Here is a 19820-nt window from a genome sequence, read left to right on the forward strand (position 1 = left end):
CTTTAGGTTTCTGATAAAAAAAAAATAATTTTAAAGCAATAATTTTTGAAATATAGAAAAACAATATTAATTAATGCCTCTGCAGCCAAAACTGGTGGTGCAGAAACTATTTTAAAGACTTTTGTCAAGGAGCTAGAGGTTAGGTCAGAATACGATTTTGTGATTTTATCACCAATTGTTTTCCAATCTGACTTTAGTCATATCTCATTTAAGTTGCTAAAAACTAATGGTTTTCAAATTATTTATTTTACAATATTAGGAATTAGGAAATATATCAACGTTTATAAGCCTTTAAAGGTTATTAGTTTTAATAATTTGAATTATCTTTTTATTAATAATATGGGTGTTACCTATTTCCATCAGGCCAAAGCATTAGATAGTACATATTCAGATTTTAAGATTAAGGTTTATCGATTTATAATAAATAAATTTTTGAGAAAAAATTTATTTATTGTGCAGTCAGAATATATTAGAAATAAGTTTATTAATAGTTTTAATTTTGATTCAAATAAAGTGATTTCTAGCTGGCCTGGATTTACAATTCCTGAAACAAAAAAACTACCAATATTTACTAAGAATACCAATTTTGATCATTATGGCTTACTACCTATATCGTATTCATCGGAGCATAAAAATGTTGCATTCTTAAATGAATTAAAAGACTTTTTTGTAAGTGAAAAGTTATCTGTATTGACATTATTAAATAAATCTAATGATATATTCGATAATGATTTCGAAAACATTCAATCCATAGGAGCTATTACTCGATCGGAAATGTTTTATTTATATGAAAATGTAGATTTTCTAATATTTACTTCCAAAGACGAAACCGTTGGATTGCCTATTTTTGAGTTCTTACAAACTGGCAAGCCAGCATTTGTTTATGCTGCTGACTATGCTATTGAATTCTATAATCAATTTAATAAACCGAAGAACTTTATTTTATATACAGATGTTGAAGATTTTAAAATCTTATTTTTGAAAAATATAAATGTAAAGGCCGAAAATTACAATTATTCTCGTGGAGAATGGAATAAGATATTAGATACATTATGAAACAAATTATACAATCCTTTAAAACAGGAGAAACTATATTAGAAGAATTACCGTCACCAAAAGTAAAACGTGGTCACGTCCTCATACAGACCACTAAATCCCTAGTTTCTTTGGGTACTGAGCGAATGCTTGTTGAGTTTGGAAAATCTAATTTGATCTCCAAAGCGAGACAACAACCAGACAAGGTAAAGATGGTTCTTGATAAAATTAAGACGGATGGTTTAATGCCTACGCTGGAAACCGTTTTTAACAAATTAGGAGAGCCTCTACCATTAGGTTATTGTAATGTTGGTAAAGTAATAGAAGTAGGAGAAGGTGTTTCTGAATTTAAGGTAGGGGATCGTGTTGCGTCTAATGGTGGTCATGCCGAATTTGTATGCATACCTAAAAACTTAGTGGCTGCTATTCCTGATAATGTATCAGATGAACAAGCAGCGTTTACGGTTATAGGAAGTATAGGCTTGCAGGGTATTAGACTGTGTGACCCTACTATAGGTGAAACTATCGTTGTTACTGGCTTAGGACTTATAGGACTTATGACAGCGCAATTATTAAAAGCAAATGGCTGTAATGTTATAGGAATTGATTTTGATCAATCAAAATTAGATCTCGCAAAAAAATGGGGTATTACTACTATTAATCCTGCTCAAGGAGAAGATCCTGTTAAAACTGTTATGCAACTTACAGATAATGTAGGAGCAGATGGTGTTATCATCACAGCTTCTACAAAGTCTAACGATGTTATTTCTCAAGCTGCTCAAATGTCTAGACAGCGTGGTCGTATCATATTAGTTGGAGTCATCGGTCTAGATATAAGTCGTGCAGAATTCTATCAAAAGGAACTAACTTTTCAGGTCTCTTGTTCTTATGGTCCAGGTCGTTATGATGAGGATTATGAAAACAGAGGACAAGATTATCCATTACCTTTTGTTAGATGGACAGAGAAAAGAAACTTTGAGACTATTTTAAATTCAATTTCTAAAAATTTCATTGAGGTAGACCCAATGATTACAGAAATAGTTGAATTAAAAGATTTCCAAAATATTTATGGAGAGATAGGTAGTTCTAAATCTATTGCTTCCATACTAAATTATAGCAATGCAGTTTATAATAATACTATTAAAATAAGTAGTAATAATAATACTTCATCTAATAATGGTATTGCTATAGTAGGTGCAGGGAATTTTACAAAGATGACCATGTTACCAGCAATGAAGAGTGCCCCTGCAAATCTTCAATATATTATAAGTTCAGGTGGGTTATCTGGAACAACTCTTGCAAAGAAATTTGATATAGCAAATAGTACTACAGATTTTGAAGAAGTTCTCAAAGATAGTAGCGTTAGTACCGTTATGATAACTACTAGACATAATCTACATGCTCCTATGGTGATTAAATCACTAAAAGCTGGTAAAAATGTTTTTGTAGAAAAGCCTCTCGCTTTAAATAACGAGGAGTTGAACGATATTATAGAAGTTTATAAGACTGCAAATGCATCATTAACTGTAGGATTTAATCGTAGATTTTCTCCACATGCTGTTCAAATGAAAAAAGCGATAGGAAATGGAGATACACCTATTAATGTAATTGCAACTATGAATGCTGGTGCCATACCACCTGAGGTGTGGGTACATGATCTCAAAGTAGGTGGTGGACGTATTATAGGAGAGGCATGTCACTTCATTGACTTAATTAGTTATTATACAGGTAGCAAAGTGGTATCGGTATGTATGAATGCTATGGGTGTAAATCCTGAGGAAAGTACAGATAATGCAACTTTATTGTTGAAATATGAAAATGGGTCTACAGGGGTCATTAATTATTTTGCAAACGGAAGTAAAGCATATTCTAAAGAACGCGTAGAGATATATAGTCAGGAACGTACTTTAGTTTTAGATAACTGGAGAAAGTTAAAAGCATATGGTTTTAAAGGTTTTAGTGGGTTGAAAACTAAAATGGATAAAGGGCATAAAGCGCAGTTTGAGCAAGTGGTTAATCACATAAATAATGGTGGTGATTCTCTAATTGAAATGGACTCTTTGGTAAATACAACAAGAGCTTCATTTGCGGCAATAGAAAGCTTGAAACAAAATAAATGGATAGACTTTGAATAAATTATTCTTAATATTAGTATGCCTACTAATTACGACTACATCTTGTACCTCCCAAGAGATAACCGTTATAGAGGCGACACCTGGAGGTGTTTATGAATTACCTAAATTGATAGATAACCAGACTTATGTCATAAATGGATCTGGTGATGTAGATCACCCATTTGTATTTAAAGGAGATTCTACAGGGACAGTTTTAAAAGGTTGTAGTGCCATAAAAGTAAATGCTTCATATGTTTATTTGAAAGATTTACACTTTTTAAATAATGAGATAACCTACAAGCAAAATAAAGCTCTAATAGACATTGATAAAAAAAAATCTGGTGTCCATGACGTGACGATTTCTAACTGTAAGTTTGAACATAGTGTACCTTTTAACGATAGAGATAGTGATTCTCAATTTTATTGGATATATGTAAATGCTAATCAGGTAAGAATTACTCAGAATTCATTTGAAGGAAAAAAGAATCGGCTTCCCATAATTCATGTCCAAAGTAAAAATCGTAAAACTATTATTAATAATAATTTTTTTGGTAATGTTGCACCTCGAAAAGGAGAAGCTTTAGAGGCTGTTAGAATAGGGCTAGGGGATGGACCTGCAGAGTGTACTTTGGCTAGTAACACCTTTTTTAAATATCATGGAGATTCTGAAACTGTAAGTGTTAAAGCTGATAAAGTAAGGTTAGTGAATAATCAATTTATTTATTGTAGATCAGGAATTTCATTAAGAGGTTCAGACAACTCTATTGTTGAGGAAAATGTATTCTCATATGCTAATACTCCGTTAAGGATAAGCGGTAAGGGACATAAGATTTTTGATAATATATTTAAAGGTAACACGGGACCAGATATTGTACTAATGACTGGAGGGCCAAATTACAATCCTGTGTCAAATAATGAAATCTTTAATAACTATTTCTATGATCAATTTAATGTAGGTCTTCTTACATATCAAAATTATGATATTATGCCTGATCATATTTCTTTACATGATAATTATGTTATTGGTAATTCTATAAACTCTCCTTTACAAGATGTTACTTTTCTAAAATCTTCTTTTAGTAAAAAATCAATCACTGAGGTAAGGGTTTCAAAAGATTTTACATTAAAAGAAATGATCTTTAAATAAAACCTATTTTGAAAATTAATTTATTATTTGATTTTATAAGGAACATGGGTTTTCGCTACATAGGTTTTCGTGTGTGGCATTTAATTCAAGTGAAATCAGGATGGTTTAAAAAGAAATTTCCGGCCTCTCCTGAATTTAAAAGTTTCATAAGTTTAGAAGACTGGAAAAAATCAGAAATACCTTTTTTAATTAATTCAAAAGAAGATATTAAGCTTGATAAACATTTATCAGTAGGCTTAGAACACCGCTTTCGCGAAAGCGTTAAAAACAACATTACTTTTTTTAATAGCCAGCAACTACAATTAAATGACAAAACGCAATGGTCCGTCAATCCGAGTAACGGTTTTCAGTATGATATGTCCAAACACTGGTCTCAAATCGCAGACCTGTCTAAAGAAGCTGGTGATATAAAGTTCGTTTGGGAAAAAGCTAGATTCTCTTATTTATATGATATACTTAGATATGATTATCATAGTGGATTAGATCAATCTCAATTTGTTATGAATGAGATGGAAAACTTTATAGATAACAATCCTATAAATTTAGGTCCGCAATATAAGTGTAGTCAGGAAATTAGTTTACGTATTCTCAACTGGACCTATGCTTTACATTATTATAAAAATAGTGAAGCACTCACCTCGTCATTATTTGAAAAGATCATTAATTCTATTTATTGGCAATTACATCACGTTAGACAAAATATTCATTTTTCAAGAATTGCCGTGCGTAACAACCATGCCATCACCGAGTCGTTAACCTTGTATTTATCGGGACTGTTGTATCCTTTTATTCCAGATACAAAAGAATGGAGTAAAAAAGGAAAAAAATGGTTTGAGCAAGAGGTAGAGTATCAGATCTACGAAGATGGAACGTTTTTACAATATTCTATGAATTATCATAGAGTTGTAGTACAGTTGCTTACCTGGGGTATACGACTTAATGATTTGAACGGTTTACGTTTTAATGATCAAGTTTATAATAAGGCTCAGAAATCATTGGATTTTTTAGATGCATGCTTAGATGTATCGTCTGGTACACTTCCTAATTATGGAAGTAATGATGGAGCCTTGTTTTTTAAGTTTACAGAATTAGATTATCGTGATTATACGAGTCAATTAGACGATTTAAGAATGACACTTAATGGCACTGCTTTTTATCCGTCAGAAAGCTTTGCTTGGTATGGACTTAATAATCCTAAATTTGTAACTATTGATCAAAGCGTGCTATCCTGTTTTGAAAAAGGAGGTTATTATATCGCTAATGAGGGTAAAGTGAAAACATTTATACGTTGCGGTTCTTACAACGATAGACCAGCACAAGCAGATAATCTTCATTTAGATGTATGGGTAAATGGAGTGAATTATTTATGGGATTGTGGTAGTTATAAATACAATACAGAAGAAAAGTATTTAAAACACTTTATAGGTACTAGCGGGCATAATACGGTAACCATAGATGATAACGACCAGATGTTAAAAGGAGGTCGATTTATATGGTTCAAATGGATCAAAAAAGCAAAAGCTACTTTTAGAATAGATACGGATAATATAATTTTTAAAGGTCATGTTTTAGCCTTTAGACATCAAGGAGGTATAAAACATGAAAGGACGGTTATTAAAAATAAAGAAAGTAAAACTTGGCTTATAAAAGATCATACTTCAAAAAACAAAAATGCGGTGATGAAACAACATTGGCATTTAAATCCTGAATATAAAGAATGTGTATGTTTTACCGCTGTTGATGGGCATGGCAATGTGATAGAACCTATATTAACTGAGAAATGGTATTCCAGTTATTATGGTGTGAAGGAGCCGTCTTTAGAGGTTACCTTTGCTACAGAGACTCAAATTATTAATACACAAATAAATATCAAAGCATAAATGCGTATTTTACTTATACATCAATACTTTTTAGAGAAGAATGACGGCGGTGGTTCTCGATTTAATGAGATGACAAAATCATGGGCAGCTGAAGGGCATGAAGTTACCGTTATTGCAGGTATGTTTTTGGGTGTTGGAGAAAAAAAACCAGAACGCTATAATGGGAAATACTATTTTGAAGATAAAGGTTTTTATAAAGATGTAGATGTGTTCAGAACTCATGTTTCTGGAAGTTACAATGTTAATTTTTTAGGTAGACTATGGGCGTATTTTTCTTTTGTTTTTAGTAGTATTTATGTCGGATTGTTTAAAGTCAAAAGAAAGCATGATATTATATTAGTAACGTCACCACCATTATTTGTTGGAATAACGGCTTATGTATTATCAATTTTTAAAAGAATACCCTTCGTATTTGAAGTTCGTGATTTGTGGCCAGAAAGTGCCATAGACACAGGTGTACTTCAAAGTAAGGTTATTATAAAATTTGCTTATTGGTTTGAAGCATTTATGTACAAAAAAGCAAAGTTGATCAACGTACTTACTCCTGCTTTTAGAACAAAGTTAATTAATAAGGGTGTTACAGAAGAAAAAGTTATATTCATTCCTAATGCCGCAGATTTCTCTCTTGCAGAAGCGATTCAAAATGATTTTAACGAACTAGATTTTAAAAAAGAAATAGGACTAGAGGGTAAATTTGTTATTACTTACGTAGGTGCACACGGTGTTGCAAATCATTTAATTCAATTATTAGATACGGCAGAATTATTGAGAGGAACAAATGTAGTCTTTCAATTGATAGGATCTGGGATGGAAAAGCAAATGCTGATCGAGGAAAAAGAAAAACGTCAATTAGATAACGTTATATTTAGAGATCCTGTAGCAAAAGCGGAAGTGTTCAAATATATTTTAGCTTCAGACATGGGAACTTCAGTATTAAAAAAAGTAGATACATTTAAGACTATTTATTCTAATAAAACATTTGATTATATGTCTTGTAAAAAACCTACATTACTAGCTATAGATGGTGTGAGTAGAGAACTAGTAGAAGAAGCTGATTGTGGAATTTACGTAGAACCAGAAAATCCAGAAGAAATAGCTTCTGGTATTAGAAGTGCTCTATCAAATCAAGCACGACTCATAGAAATGGGACAAAATGGATACGTTCATGCTACTAAACATTTTGATAGAAGTGTATTAGCCAAAAAGTATGTAACGTATATGGAATCAATTCTGAAGTAGATGTATAGAAATTTAATAAAACCATTGTTGGATATAATAATTGCTTTATTTGCATTTATAATATTGGCACCTATTTTTATAATAGTGTTGGTCATTTTATCTATTTCAAATTCAGGGAGTGCATTTTTTACGCAATTACGACCAGGTAAAAATGGAGAGATTTTTAAAATTATTAAGTTCAAAACTATGAACGATAAGAAAGGTCTTAATGGCGAATTACTTTCAGACGAAAAAAGACTGACTAAATTGGGATTGATTATAAGAAAGACCTCTCTAGATGAACTACCTCAATTACTCAATGTTATTAAAGGAGATATGAGTATAGTAGGTCCTAGACCTTTATTACCAGCTTACCTTAAATTATATTCAAAAGAACAGGCGCGAAGACATAATATTAAACCAGGAATTACTGGTTGGGCTCAAGTAAATGGTCGAAATGCTATCAGCTGGGAAGAAAAATTTAAATTAGATGTTTGGTATGTGGATCATCAATCGTTTCTTTTAGATTTAAAAATTATTTTTAAAACAGTCAAAAAGGTGTTTGTTTCTGAAGGTATAAACACTGCTGGACAAGCCACGACAAAACCATTTAAAGGGTAAGATGAAAAATATTGCGATTATAGGAGCTAGTGGATTGGGTCGAGAGTTGTGGACTTTAATCAATGCTATAAATCAAGTAGAAGAAACATATCATGTCGTAGGTTTTTATGATGATGCTTACGAAAATGAATATGAAGTTATTGCAGGTATTTATTGCAAAGGAACAATAAATGATTTATTGAATGATTTAGTTGACGAAACGCACATAACATTTGGCTTAGCAAATCGTGAAATTGTAAGTAAAATCTATGAAACTCTTACGCAAAAACGTTCTTATATCTACCCTAATTTAATACACCCTAAAGTAAATATTGAATATGGTACAATTATAGGTACAGGAAATGTAATTGCTAATGGTACTATTTTATCGTGTGAAATTCGAATTGGAAACTTTAATTTTTTCAATTCAATGTGTGCAGTAGGTCACGATACTATGATAGGTGATTTTAATTGTTTTATGCCTAGGGTTCAGATTTCTGGTGATGTGATATTAGGTAATTTTAATACCTTTTCAATGGGGTCAAGCATCATTCAAGGAAAAAAAATGGGGGATTACAATACTATACTAGCAAATACATTATTAACAAAGAGTATTAAGAACAATAGGAAATATTTTGGTATTCCTGCCAAAAGGCTCGACCTTTGAAAAAAAAATAAGAAGATGGAAGAATTTATAAATAATTTTGCAGAACAGTTTGATGAAACTGAAAGAAGTGAGTTTGATAACAGTACTACATTTAAGGATTTAGATGAGTGGGATTCAATGATTGCACTTTCAATAATCGCAATGATTGATGAAGAGTATGAAATCACGATAAATGGTGATGATATCAAAAAAGCAAGTACTATAGAAGATTTATATAAATTAGTTAAGGCTTAAATATGTCATTGTCCCAAGTTGTAAATGTTTCGATAAGTGCTGTTTATACGTCTGTACCTAGTGTAAAGATGGATAATTTAAGCGATGTGCATATTGAAAGTCAGCAGGGAGAAAAGATTTTGGCAAATACAGGGATTAGATATAGGCATATTGCAATTAATGAAACAGCTGCTGATTTGTGTTGTGATGCAGCTCAGAAGCTTATTTCAGAAAATAATATTGAAAAGGATAATATTGAATTTTTAGTTTTTGTGTCTCAAACACCAGATTATATTTTACCTGCTAGTGCTACTGTTCTACAAAATAGATTAGGCCTTAAGTCTACTGTAGCCGCATTTGATGTTAATATGGGATGTTCTGGCTATGTATATGGTTTGTCGATTATTTCTTCTTTATTATCTAACTCATTAAACAAAGATGCTAAGGCGTTATTATTAGTAGGAGATACTATTTCTAAATTATGTAGCTCAAATGACTCTGCTACCTATCCTTTATTTGGTGATGCAGGAAGCGCTACATTATTAGTTAAATCTAATGTTGGAGAAAAAATGACTTTTGATTTAAATACTGACGGCTCTGGTAGTGAAGCTATAAAAGTAGAGGAAGGAGGGTTTAAGTCGAATAATGTTAATGCAGAAAAGCGACTGTATCTAAATGGAATGGATGTTTTTTCTTTTGGGATAACAAAGGTGCCTAAAGCAATAATAGCATTTATGCTTTCTCAAGAAGCTAAAGTTGAAGATTTTGATTATTTCATTTTGCATCAAGCAAATAGATTTATGAATGAAAAAATCAGAAAAAAAATTAAAGCCACTGAAGAGCAAGTGCCTTACTGTTTATTTGATTATGCAAATACTAGCTGCGCTAGTATTCCTTTAACTTTAACCACTGAAATAAAATCTATAAATACTCCTACTCAACTTTTTTTATGTGGTTTTGGGGTAGGATTGTCATGGGCTAGTGCTATAATCCAATTAAGTGCAGGTTGTAAGGTTAATAATAGTATTTACAATGGATAATAATTTATTTTCCCTCGAGGGAAAAACTATATTAGTAACAGGTGCTAGTAGTGGTATAGGTAAGTCCATAGCAATAGCATGTTCCAATTTTGGAGCTAAAGTATTATTGTTAGGTAGGAATGTTGATCGTTTACAACTCTCCATGTCTTTATTAAAGGGCGTGGGACACTCTTTTTACTCAATTGATTTAAACGATGGTGAAGCAGTAATCAATTTTTGTAAAGACTTACCTAAGTTAGATGGAGTTGTTCATTCTGCAGGAATCGTGGAGTCTCAGTTATTTAGTTTTTTAAAAGAAGATTCTTTTAGGAATATATTAGATATAAATCTTATTGCTCCCGTGATGCTTTCTAAGCATTTAATTAAACAAAAGAAAGTAAATAAAGGATCTTCTATTGTGTTCATTTCTTCGATCTCAGGTCCAGCAGTAACCTATATAGGTAATAGCTCATATTCAGCTAGTAAAAGTGCAATTTGTGGTATTGCCAAGACAATGGCATTGGAGCTTGCTCCTAAAAAAATACGTGTGAATACAATTTTACCTGCAATGATTGAAACTGAATTAATTGGATCGATTGATAGTAGTTCTGAAGACATAGAGTTAGACAAAAAAAATTACCCTCTTGGAGGTTATGGTAGACCAGAAGACGTTGCCTCAACTGTGATATTTCTTTTATCACCAGCTTCTAGATGGATGACAGGAACAGATATTAAATTAGATGGAGGGCTTACATTAAGATGATAGAATCGTATATAAATCATATTAGTTATTATTTACCAGAGAAAATTCTAACAAACGAAGATCTTGCAACAGAATTTCCAGAGTGGAGTGTAGAAAAAATAGCTAAAAAAATTGGTATAAATGAACGTCACATAGCTGGAGAAGATGAAACTTCTTTAGATATGGGAGTCAAAGCAGCAAATCAGTTATTTGAAGAATATGGTGTTGAAGCAGATTCAATTGATTATTTACTGTTTTGTACACAAAGCCCTGATTACTTTTTACCTACTAGTGCTTGTATTATGCAAGATAAACTAGGATTAAGAAAATCATGCGGAGCATTAGATTTTAATTTAGGTTGTTCTGGTTTTATTTATGGATTAAGTTTAGCTAAAGGTTTGATAGCTTCTGGTATTGCAAAAAAGGTGTTGCTTGTTTGTGGAGAAACTTACAGCAAATTTTTAAATAAATCGGATAAAGGTAATCGTACAATTTTCGGAGATGCAGCAAGTGCAACTTTAATATCAAACGAACCTTATGGATTATCTGCAAAAATCGGTCAATTTGATCTTGGAACTGATGGTTCTGGTGCAGAAAATTTAATAGTCAAAGCTGGGGGAATGAGACAACCAGAATTATTAAATGAAGAAATAAAGGATGATTATGGTAATACAACATCTGACGCAGATTTATTTATGAACGGTCCTGAAATTTTTAATTTCACTTCACTTAATGTACCCAAACTTGTTGAAAATAATATTCAGAAGAATGAATTAGATATGGATGATATACAACATTTCGTATTTCATCAAGCAAATGCGTATATGTTAAATCATTTAAGAAAAAAGATTAAGGTAGATAAAGATCGTTTCCCAGTTCGTATGGATTTTTGTGGGAATACAGTTTCTTCTACCATACAAATAGCTCTAAGAACTTTACAAGATGAAAATAGTATTAAATCGGGAGAAAGGATATTGTTAGCTGGTTTTGGTGTAGGGTATTCTTGGGGAGCTGTTACTATTGAATTGAAGTAAGGTCGCAGTATGAAGTCTATTCTAGATTTTATACTCGCTATTCTTCTATTGCTTGCACTCCTTCCATTTCTATTTGTTTCACTGTTATTAGCAGCATTATCTACCAAGTCTACTGGTATTTTTACCCAAATAAGAATAGGACAGTATGGTGACCCATTCACCATTTATAAGTTACAAACTATGAAAGATGGTAAAGTAACTTCAATTGGTAAAATTCTAAGAAAAACTAAAATTGACGAATTACCTCAATTAATAAATATACTCAAAGGTGATATGTCCTTTGTAGGACCACGTCCTGATTTGCCTGGTTATTATGATATGCTTAAAGGTGAACAAAGGAAGGTACTTGTGCTTAAACCAGGTTTAACTAGCCTAGCGGCAATTAAGTACCGTAACGAGGAGCAGCTGCTTGCTCAACAAGTAGAGCCTCTTTTATATAACGATATGGTTATATTTCCTGATAAAGTAAACATGAACCTGGACTACTTAAAAAAGCGTAGTGTCGGATATGATTTAAAAATCATAGGGCTAACTATTAAATCTCTTTTCAACTAAACTATCTTTGCTTAAATAAATTACGACTATGTCTCAAGATAAAATATGGCTTTCTTCACCGCACATGGGTGGTGCAGAACGCGGATTTGTAAAAGAAGCTTTTGATACCAATTGGGTCGCTCCATTAGGACCTAACGTAACTGGTTTTGAAAAGGATTTAGAATCTTATCAAGGTCAGGATTCTCATGTAGCTGCCTTAAGTAGTGGTACAGCAGCTATACATCTGGCACTTGTTCAGGCTGGTGTAGGACCAGGTGACGAGGTGATATGTCAAAGTTTTACTTTTTGTGGTACTACAAATCCAGTATTGTATCTAGGTGCTATTCCTATTATGGTAGATAGTGAAGAGCATACCTGGAATATGTGTCCGCAAGCATTAATGCAGGCCGTAGAAGATCGTATTGCAATCGGTAAAAAGCCCAAAGCTATTCTTGCGGTACATTTATATGGTATGCCGTATATGGTAGATGAGATTCACGCTTTCGCGAAAGCGAAACAAATACCAATTATAGAAGACAGTGCAGAGGCTTTAGGTAGTACTTACAAGGGTCAGAAATGTGGAACTTTTGGTGACTATGGAATATTAAGTTTCAATGGGAATAAAATTATAACCACTAGTGGTGGTGGTGCCATGGTGTGTAAGACCAAGGAAGTAAAAGATAAAGCCATTTTTCTAGCAACACAAGCACGTGATGCAGCGCCACATTATCAACATAGTGAAGTAGGGTATAACTACCGCATGAGTAATATAAGCGCTGGTATAGGTAGAGGACAGATGGAAGTTCTAGATAAGCACATTGATTTAAGAAGAGCTATGAATGCCCTTTATAAAGATATTTTTAAAGAAATTGAAGGTATTGAGGTGCTCAAGGAGCAAGATGATACGGTACGTTCTAACCACTGGCTAAGTGCTATTCTAGTGGATGCAGCAAAAACAGGTGGTATCACTAGAGAAGATATAAGACTAGCTCTAGAAAAAGATAACATAGAATCTAGACCTTTATGGAAGCCTATGCACATGCAACCTCTTTATAAAGACTATCCTTATTATGGTAATAGAGTTTGTGAAACTTTATTTGAAAATGGATTGTGCTTACCGTCTGGTTCTAATTTAACTGATGCAGATAGGGATAGAATCTCTAACTCTATAAAGACTTTATTTAGTAAGTAAAACTATTATTTTATTTTATATTTTATACAGCCGATGTTTTAAAACACCGGCTGTATTGTTTTAATATCTGCTGAATCGTTGTAAGGAGCGTTTTAAGAGTTAATGTGTTGTAGTTGTAAGTTGATAATACGTATTTTTTTGCAATTAATTTTTATATCTTAACGCAGAGTTAATATATATAAATTCTTGTTAAATTATAATCCCATTATTTTTACGATCTTAAATAAATATTATGAAAAAAATATTACTATTAGTAGCGTTTATTGCTGCAATCATTTCTAATGGTCAAACCACAGTATCTTATGACTTTTCAAGTTCAGGAGCTGTTACCGGTTTAAATTCTGCTGCACCAGGAGTTGCGCTTGATGCAAATATCGGTTTTGGGAGTTTTAAAAATTCAGGATCTTCAAATCCAGGTATTTTTAGTAGTCAATTGAGGCTTTACCAAAACGCTTCTAAAGGAGGTTCTATTGTGATTTATGCTAATAATGGAGTAGTTATAACTGATGTTACCGTAAATGCTTCATCTAGAATAGGGGATGCTGGATTTATTGTGGACAGTGGTACCTCTGTAAATGTTGCAGGTGGTAGTACTTATAGCATAAATGGAATCAATGGACTTTCTCAAGTAGAATTTTTTCAACGAGAGAGTGGTAGTGGAAACAGAATCTATATAGATACTTTTGATGTTACTTACATGACTGCTGGCCCAGCAACGACATCACTACAGTTTGATCCTAATTCTTTAGCGGTAAATGAAGATGTTGGAACTGTAGATCTTTCAGTTTCTATTTCTAATGAATCTACAACTGCTGCTACCACTGCAGATGTTGTTCTTACGTCTGGTGCGGCTAGTGGCATTAATAATTACACTACTCAATCGGTTACATTTCTTGCAGGTAGTTCTATGAATCAAATAGTGACGGTAACGGTTACGGATGATATGATTGAAGAACTCGATAAAGATTTTACTTTTGAAATTCAAAATGTAGTAGGTGGCGATATGGCTGCTGCAGGTACAAATAATACGTTTGCATTAACGGTATTAGAAGATGACGTAGCGCCTATTTCTTTACCGTATACAGAAAGTTTTGATAATTGTAGTGATAATAAATGGGGTGCTTTTGATCAAGCTGGTGATGACGCATGGATTTGTGGATCTGGCGATTATACTATGAATGGTTTTGGAGGTACGGAAGATATAGATTGGTTAATTACTGAAGTTCCTGTTGGTTTTCCTACGGTAGCAAGTCTTAATCAAATAGAGGTAACCACTTCAGAACGTTTTGGTAATAATATAAATGAAGCAGGAGAATTCTTATTGAGATATTCTACCGATTATAATGGGTCAGGAGATCCCACTTTGGCTAGTTGGACAGATTTAGTTTTTGATCCTAATAATACTTCTTCTGGTAGTTCATCTTCTGCATCTTCTACAACAGTGGTTGACGCTTCTGCTATTCTAGGTCAGGCTTATATTGCGTTTTTATATGATAATACAGGATTAGGTGCTGAAGAATGGGTAGTAGAAGAAATAGAGATTACTACATTACCAGCTAGTGCTAATCTTGCGCCTTCTATAGCAAATATCTCAAATAGTCCAGCTGCTCCAACTTCTACAGATGTGGTAACGATAAATGTAGATGTTACTGATGCAGACGGATTGAGTAGTGTGGAATTGCAATATGGTTTTGCTTCTGGTGTTTATGATCAGACTCCAGTAGCTATGGTATTATCTAGTGGTGATACCTATCAAGCAAGTATAGCTGCACAAGCAGATGGAACAACGGTGTATTATCAAATAGTTGCTATAGATGCAAATGCATCACCAGAAACGACAACAAGTTCAGAGCAGAATTACATAGTATTGAATCCGCAACCTCAAGGTCTTCAAATAGACGCTGTGGATACGGCTTATGTTATTGATTTTGATAATACAGTACTTCATGTTAATAATGGAGCATTTGATGGTTCAGGATTTGCTTTAAACCCTGCTGCAGGTCAGTTAGATGCAGACGCTTTTGCTATTACAGGTTTACAAGATGCGACAACTGACTTCGGAGATGAGCAGTCAGGTAATGATTTTGGAAAAGGAGTTTCTGACGGTGGAGTAGGTTCAGGTGGAATATATGCATTTGAAGTAGCTGCAGGTGATTATGCGTTAGGAGTACAGCCTACAGGTAGTGACTTTACACCTGGGACTATCTTTTTTCAGTTCACCAATAATACTGGTGCTGTAGTCACAGACTTATCCGTGGCTTATGATTTTTATGTATTTGATAACGAGAATAGAGCAAATGATTTTAGATTTTCTCATGGTGCAGACACATCTTCACTTACTGAGGTGACAGATGCGGCACTTTCTTCTATGTTAGGACAAGACGCGATTGAAGAATGGAAACGTAATGCAGTTGCAATGGACCTAACAGGTTTAAATATCGCTGCAGGTGATACTTATGTATTAGCATGGTCTTCTGCAGATAGTGGTAGTGGCTCTTCTGATGAGATTGCTTTAGATAATATTCAATTGATTGCAAATCCTTCTAGTCAAGAGATTAGTTTAAGTGGAGTTTTAGAATCCTTAACTTTATTAGGTGATGTGAATTTGAACAATACAGCTGAGCTGAATGGATTCTTAAATTTAATTTCAGGCGATTTAACAACAAATGATAATTTGACTTTAAAATCTATAGATGGTAAAAGCGCCGTAGTAAGAGAGGTGGTCGCTGGGACAGTAACTGGAGATGTGAAAGTAGAGCAGTTTTATCCTGCTCAAAGAGCATTTAGATTTATAGGTTCTTCTGTGAATATGACAGGAAGCGTTTATGATAACTGGCAACAAGGTGGTTTAAATGTAGGTGATGCAGGTTATGTAACAGGAAATGGTACACATATTACAGGTGGATCAATGGCTGACGGTTTTGATGTGTCTGGATCTAATAATCCATCTGCATTTAGCTTTAATGAAGATACACAACTTTGGGAAAGTACTTCTGCTACAAATTCTACTAGTTTAACTGCAGGTGATGCTATGCGTGTTTTAATTAGAGGAGATCGCAGTGTTTCTTTAACAACTGCTGATGTTATGTCATCAAGTACTACTCTGATTTCTAAAGGATCATTGTACTTAGGAGATTTTACAACGACTGGTTTATCAACTACAGATGGTGGTTTTAATTTTGTAGGTAATCCATACCAGGCGCAAGTGAATCTAAATAGCGTTTTAAATGATGCTGCTACAGTGGATATAGATGTAAATCAGTATTATGCTTGGGATCCAACTATTGGGACTAGAGGTGCTTATGTGACTCATGACTTTGTATTAGGGAATAGTAATACAACATCTGAGGTTAGTGAGTTCGTACAGCCAGGTCAGGCATTTTTTGTTACTACGGCAGAAGATGGGGACAATGCCGCTGCACTTGCGCCAAGTATTTCTTTCAAGGAGTCTCATAAGTCAACTAGCTTTGAAACTACTAATACCTATCGTAATTCTAATGTAAATGAACAGATATCTGTTTCTTTATATACAGATCAAGAATTGGCTTCAGGTAAAGCTAGAGATGGTGTTTTACTGTCATTTAATTTGAGTGCAGCTAACTCGTTTACCGCAAAGGGTGCTGTAAAACTTCAAAACCCTGATGAGAATTTATCTATTGAGGCAATGAATTCTTCATTGAGTATTATCGAGAGACTAGAGCCAGTAGATAATGAATTGATACCTTTAAAATTAAATGGTTTAACAGCTATTGATTACACTTTTGACATCAACAATGCACTTACTAATCTTCAAACTTTATTTGTAGATCATTTCTTAGGTACTGAGACGTTAATGGTTAATGGTAGTAATCTAGTCTCTATAAGTTTTGATACTGCTATTGCTGCTAGTGTGGATGAAAACAGATTTGAATTGAAGTTTTTAAACAGCACATTATCTGTTGGTGATATCGCTTTCGCGGAAGCGGTACAAGTATATCCTAACCCTGTAAATGAAGATAACGTTACCATTGGAAACCTAATCGTAGGTGAGTCTGTGAAAATTTCTATTTATAATACATTAGGTCAACTAATTGCTTCTTATCAAAAAGAATCGACTAACGGCATTGAAAAAGTTACAAACATGAATAGTCTGAAAAATGGAATTTACTTGTTGAAAATAGAACAAGATAATGTTGCGACAACAAAGAAAATTATAAAAAACTAAAGATGAAAATAAATAAAATTTTACTTGCGATTTTTGTAATCGTCACATTTTCAGTTTTAACAAATGCTCAAGCAGCATTTGATCCTGAGGTGGAGGATGTGGCGGTATTACCAGGGCTAGTAGTTGCTACAATGGAGGGTTTATTTATAGGCGGTAAAAAATTGTTACGTAAATAATAAGCTGCAAAACTTATATAAATTAAGGGCAATGTTTAACGCATTGCCCTTTTTTTTATACTATTTTTGCCGCAAGGGAAAATGAAAATAGAATACTTTAAAAATAGATTGGCTCAAATCTTTTGGAATGGAGATAATTCTCTGCAGTTCAAAAACTTGAGATATTTACCACGTTGGATGGTAGTCGCAATAGATGTTTTTCTAGTTGTGTTATCCTTCTATGTTTCATTTTTAGTAGTAGAAAATATTACTACTAGCTTTTATCAAGTGCTTTCTATTTATCAACAAGCAGTTTTCTTTACCCTTGTTTATTTAGCATCTTTCTTTGTATTTAGTACGTATTCAGGTCTTATTAGGCACAGTACTTTTGTAGATATATTTAAAATAGCATTTGCTTGTATAGCCAGTACTACGGTAATAGTAGTTGTGAATTACGGCTATTATTTTATCTATGATCAGAAAATATTTTTAATGCCATTTTTGATTATCAACATGACAACTACCTTTGTTGCTTTGTTGTTATTTAGAGTGATGGTTAAAAGATTGTACTCTTTTGTGTCTCATGGTAAACAGAAAATTTATGATGTTTTAATAGTAGGGGTAAATGATGATAGTATCGCACTAGCTGAAGCATTAACGACTTCTAAGACACAAAGTTTTAACCTAGCCGGTTTTATCTCTTTTAAAAATGATCATCAACGTATTAAAATTTTAGGGAAACCTATCGTTAAATATGGTAGTAAGTTTTATGATAAAATCGCACCTATGAAGGTGAATGGGCTTATTATCGCTGGTTCTCAATTATCTATAGCTCAAAAAAATGAGTTGGTGGATAAGGCGCTGGCAAATGATTTGAAAATATTTAATGTTCCTGATATAACACAATGGACAGATAAGGAAGATGTTAGTACTAAGATCAAAGAGATTCAGATAGAAGACCTCTTGGAGAGGGAAGCTATTCATCTTGATGATAGTCAAATTTCTAATTATCTAGAAGATAGAGTTGTTTTAATCACTGGTGGGGCAGGTTCTATAGGAAGTGAGATTGTAAGACAAGTTTCTGATTATAATCCTAAATGTGTACTCGTATTAGATCAAGCAGAGTCTCCTTTGTATGATCTAGAGCTAGAGTTGAAAGAAAAGTTTCCTAATGTAGCCTTTAAATTTATTCTTGCAGATGTAAGGCGTATTGAAAGGTTAGAAAGGGTATTTGAAGCTAATGATATTTCGGTTGTTTTCCATGCTGCGGCATATAAACATGTTCCTATGATTGAGTCCAATCCTAGAGAAGCAGTATTTGTTAACATATTAGGTACGGTTAATCTAGCAAATCTAGCAGTTAGTAAAGGAATCGAGAGATTTGTAATGGTAAGTACAGATAAAGCTGTGAATCCAACTAATGTGATGGGAGCTAGTAAAAGAGCTGCAGAGATTTATGTACAATCGCTACAACAACACTCTAATAGCTCTACTAAGTTTATCACAACAAGATTTGGTAATGTATTAGGTTCTAATGGGTCTGTAATACCTTATTTTAAGAAACAAATAGAAAGCGGTGGTCCTGTTACAGTGACGCATCAAGATATTATTAGATATTTCATGACTATACCAGAGGCTTGTCAACTAGTGTTACAAGCAGGTACTATGGGGAATGGAGGTGAGATATTTGTATTTGATATGGGAAAACCTGTACGTATAATGGATCTTGCAGAACGTATGATTAAGTTATCAGGCTTTAAACCATATGAAGAGATTGATATAAAAATAATTGGGTTAAGACCTGGTGAGAAATTATTTGAAGAATTATTAAGTGATGATTCTAAGACCTTACCGACACATCATCAAAAGATTATGGTTGCTAAGGACGAACCTTACATTTACGAAAAAGTGACAAATTATCTAAAAGAAATTGAGATAGCAACTCAGGATTTTAATGATGATTTAGTAGTTATGAAAATAAAGCAAATGGTACCTGAATTTATTAGTAAAAACAGCGTGTTTGAATTGCTAGACAAGAAAGTAAAATTATAGAAATAAGTATCTTT

At 33.2% G+C, this 19820-nt stretch carries 16 protein-coding genes; all 16 read left to right on the top strand.

Annotation, left to right across the window (positions count from 1 at the left end):
* The first annotated feature begins 45 nt into the window (after positions 1 to 45).
* The 16 genes from ABJF08_RS12770 (at position 46) to ABJF08_RS12845 (ending at position 19806) form a co-directional block, all read left to right on the top strand.
* Positions 46 to 1056 carry a hypothetical protein gene (locus tag ABJF08_RS12770; RefSeq protein ID WP_348116631.1) on the top strand — a complete coding sequence of 337 codons (1011 nt, stop codon included), beginning with the start codon at positions 46 to 48 and terminating at the stop codon, positions 1054 to 1056.
* A complete protein-coding gene (locus ABJF08_RS12775; RefSeq protein WP_348116633.1) occupies positions 1053 to 3170 on the top strand; it encodes a bi-domain-containing oxidoreductase in 2118 nt (705 codons plus the stop codon). The genes ABJF08_RS12770 and ABJF08_RS12775 overlap by 4 nt, the downstream gene beginning before the upstream one ends.
* Entirely contained in the window at positions 3163 to 4296 is a 1134-nt protein-coding gene (locus tag ABJF08_RS12780; RefSeq protein WP_348116634.1) for a chondroitinase-B domain-containing protein, read from the top strand. The genes ABJF08_RS12775 and ABJF08_RS12780 overlap by 8 nt, the downstream gene beginning before the upstream one ends.
* 44 nt (positions 4297 to 4340) lie before the next feature.
* The gene (locus tag ABJF08_RS12785) at positions 4341 to 6176 is read left to right on the top strand and encodes an alginate lyase family protein (RefSeq protein WP_348116635.1); all 1836 of its coding nucleotides are present in this window, start codon (positions 4341 to 4343) and stop codon (positions 6174 to 6176) included.
* Positions 6177 to 7415 (top strand): glycosyltransferase family 4 protein, encoded by a 1239-nt coding sequence (locus ABJF08_RS12790; RefSeq protein WP_348116636.1) that lies wholly within the window; start codon positions 6177 to 6179, stop codon positions 7413 to 7415.
* Positions 7416 to 8015 (top strand): sugar transferase, encoded by a 600-nt coding sequence (locus ABJF08_RS12795; RefSeq protein ID WP_348116637.1) that lies wholly within the window; start codon positions 7416 to 7418, stop codon positions 8013 to 8015.
* A gap of 1 nt (position 8016) precedes the next feature.
* On the top strand, positions 8017 to 8661 hold the full coding sequence (locus ABJF08_RS12800) for a hypothetical protein (RefSeq protein ID WP_348116638.1): 645 nt from the start codon (positions 8017 to 8019) through the stop codon (positions 8659 to 8661).
* A 15-nt stretch (positions 8662 to 8676) separates the two neighbouring features.
* The gene (locus tag ABJF08_RS12805) at positions 8677 to 8895 is read left to right on the top strand and encodes an acyl carrier protein (RefSeq protein WP_348116639.1); all 219 of its coding nucleotides are present in this window, start codon (positions 8677 to 8679) and stop codon (positions 8893 to 8895) included.
* Positions 8896 to 8897: 2 nt separating this feature from the next.
* On the top strand, positions 8898 to 9914 hold the full coding sequence (locus ABJF08_RS12810; protein WP_348116640.1) for a ketoacyl-ACP synthase III: 1017 nt from the start codon (positions 8898 to 8900) through the stop codon (positions 9912 to 9914).
* Positions 9907 to 10656, top strand: coding sequence for an SDR family oxidoreductase (locus ABJF08_RS12815; RefSeq protein ID WP_348116641.1), 750 nt, complete (start codon positions 9907 to 9909; stop codon positions 10654 to 10656). Before ABJF08_RS12810 ends, ABJF08_RS12815 begins: the two co-directional genes overlap by 8 nt.
* Positions 10653 to 11669, top strand: a complete 1017-nt coding sequence (locus ABJF08_RS12820) for a ketoacyl-ACP synthase III (protein ID WP_348116642.1) — start codon at positions 10653 to 10655, stop codon at positions 11667 to 11669. Before ABJF08_RS12815 ends, ABJF08_RS12820 begins: the two co-directional genes overlap by 4 nt.
* A 9-nt stretch (positions 11670 to 11678) precedes the next feature.
* Positions 11679 to 12224: a sugar transferase gene (locus tag ABJF08_RS12825; protein WP_348116643.1), complete on the top strand. Its 546-nt coding sequence runs from the start codon at positions 11679 to 11681 to the stop codon at positions 12222 to 12224.
* Between the two features lie 28 nt (positions 12225 to 12252).
* A complete protein-coding gene (locus ABJF08_RS12830; protein WP_348116644.1) occupies positions 12253 to 13395 on the top strand; it encodes a DegT/DnrJ/EryC1/StrS family aminotransferase in 1143 nt (380 codons plus the stop codon).
* Positions 13396 to 13627: 232 nt separating this feature from the next.
* The gene (locus ABJF08_RS12835; RefSeq protein WP_348116645.1) at positions 13628 to 17599 is read left to right on the top strand and encodes a T9SS type A sorting domain-containing protein; all 3972 of its coding nucleotides are present in this window, start codon (positions 13628 to 13630) and stop codon (positions 17597 to 17599) included.
* A 2-nt stretch (positions 17600 to 17601) separates the two neighbouring features.
* Positions 17602 to 17775 (top strand): hypothetical protein, encoded by a 174-nt coding sequence (locus ABJF08_RS12840; protein ID WP_348116646.1) that lies wholly within the window; start codon positions 17602 to 17604, stop codon positions 17773 to 17775.
* Between the two features lie 81 nt (positions 17776 to 17856).
* Positions 17857 to 19806 (top strand): nucleoside-diphosphate sugar epimerase/dehydratase, encoded by a 1950-nt coding sequence (locus ABJF08_RS12845; RefSeq protein WP_348116647.1) that lies wholly within the window; start codon positions 17857 to 17859, stop codon positions 19804 to 19806.
* Positions 19807 to 19820 lie beyond the last annotated feature (14 nt).

The sequence above is a fragment of the Nonlabens sp. genome, from assembly GCF_039941875.1.
Lineage (GTDB): Bacteria > Bacteroidota > Bacteroidia > Flavobacteriales > Flavobacteriaceae > Nonlabens.

Bases quoted from the DNA above. Each gene is read 5' to 3' on its own strand.
- ABJF08_RS12835 (WP_348116645.1), top strand. From the start codon at position 13,628: ATGAAAAAAATATTACTATTAGTAGCGTTTATTGCTGCAATCATTTCT.
- ABJF08_RS12810 (WP_348116640.1), top strand. From the start codon at position 8,898: ATGTCATTGTCCCAAGTTGTAAATGTTTCGATAAGTGCTGTTTATACG.
- ABJF08_RS12825 (WP_348116643.1), top strand. From the start codon at position 11,679: ATGAAGTCTATTCTAGATTTTATACTCGCTATTCTTCTATTGCTTGCA.
- ABJF08_RS12815 (WP_348116641.1), top strand. From the start codon at position 9,907: ATGGATAATAATTTATTTTCCCTCGAGGGAAAAACTATATTAGTAACA.
- ABJF08_RS12800 (WP_348116638.1), top strand. From the start codon at position 8,017: ATGAAAAATATTGCGATTATAGGAGCTAGTGGATTGGGTCGAGAGTTG.
- ABJF08_RS12840 (WP_348116646.1), top strand. From the start codon at position 17,602: ATGAAAATAAATAAAATTTTACTTGCGATTTTTGTAATCGTCACATTT.
- ABJF08_RS12805 (WP_348116639.1), top strand. From the start codon at position 8,677: ATGGAAGAATTTATAAATAATTTTGCAGAACAGTTTGATGAAACTGAA.
- ABJF08_RS12795 (WP_348116637.1), top strand. From the start codon at position 7,416: ATGTATAGAAATTTAATAAAACCATTGTTGGATATAATAATTGCTTTA.
- ABJF08_RS12790 (WP_348116636.1), top strand. From the start codon at position 6,177: ATGCGTATTTTACTTATACATCAATACTTTTTAGAGAAGAATGACGGC.
- ABJF08_RS12775 (WP_348116633.1), top strand. From the start codon at position 1,053: ATGAAACAAATTATACAATCCTTTAAAACAGGAGAAACTATATTAGAA.
- ABJF08_RS12845 (WP_348116647.1), top strand. From the start codon at position 17,857: ATGAAAATAGAATACTTTAAAAATAGATTGGCTCAAATCTTTTGGAAT.
- ABJF08_RS12820 (WP_348116642.1), top strand. From the start codon at position 10,653: ATGATAGAATCGTATATAAATCATATTAGTTATTATTTACCAGAGAAA.
- ABJF08_RS12785 (WP_348116635.1), top strand. From the start codon at position 4,341: ATGGGTTTTCGCTACATAGGTTTTCGTGTGTGGCATTTAATTCAAGTG.
- ABJF08_RS12830 (WP_348116644.1), top strand. From the start codon at position 12,253: ATGTCTCAAGATAAAATATGGCTTTCTTCACCGCACATGGGTGGTGCA.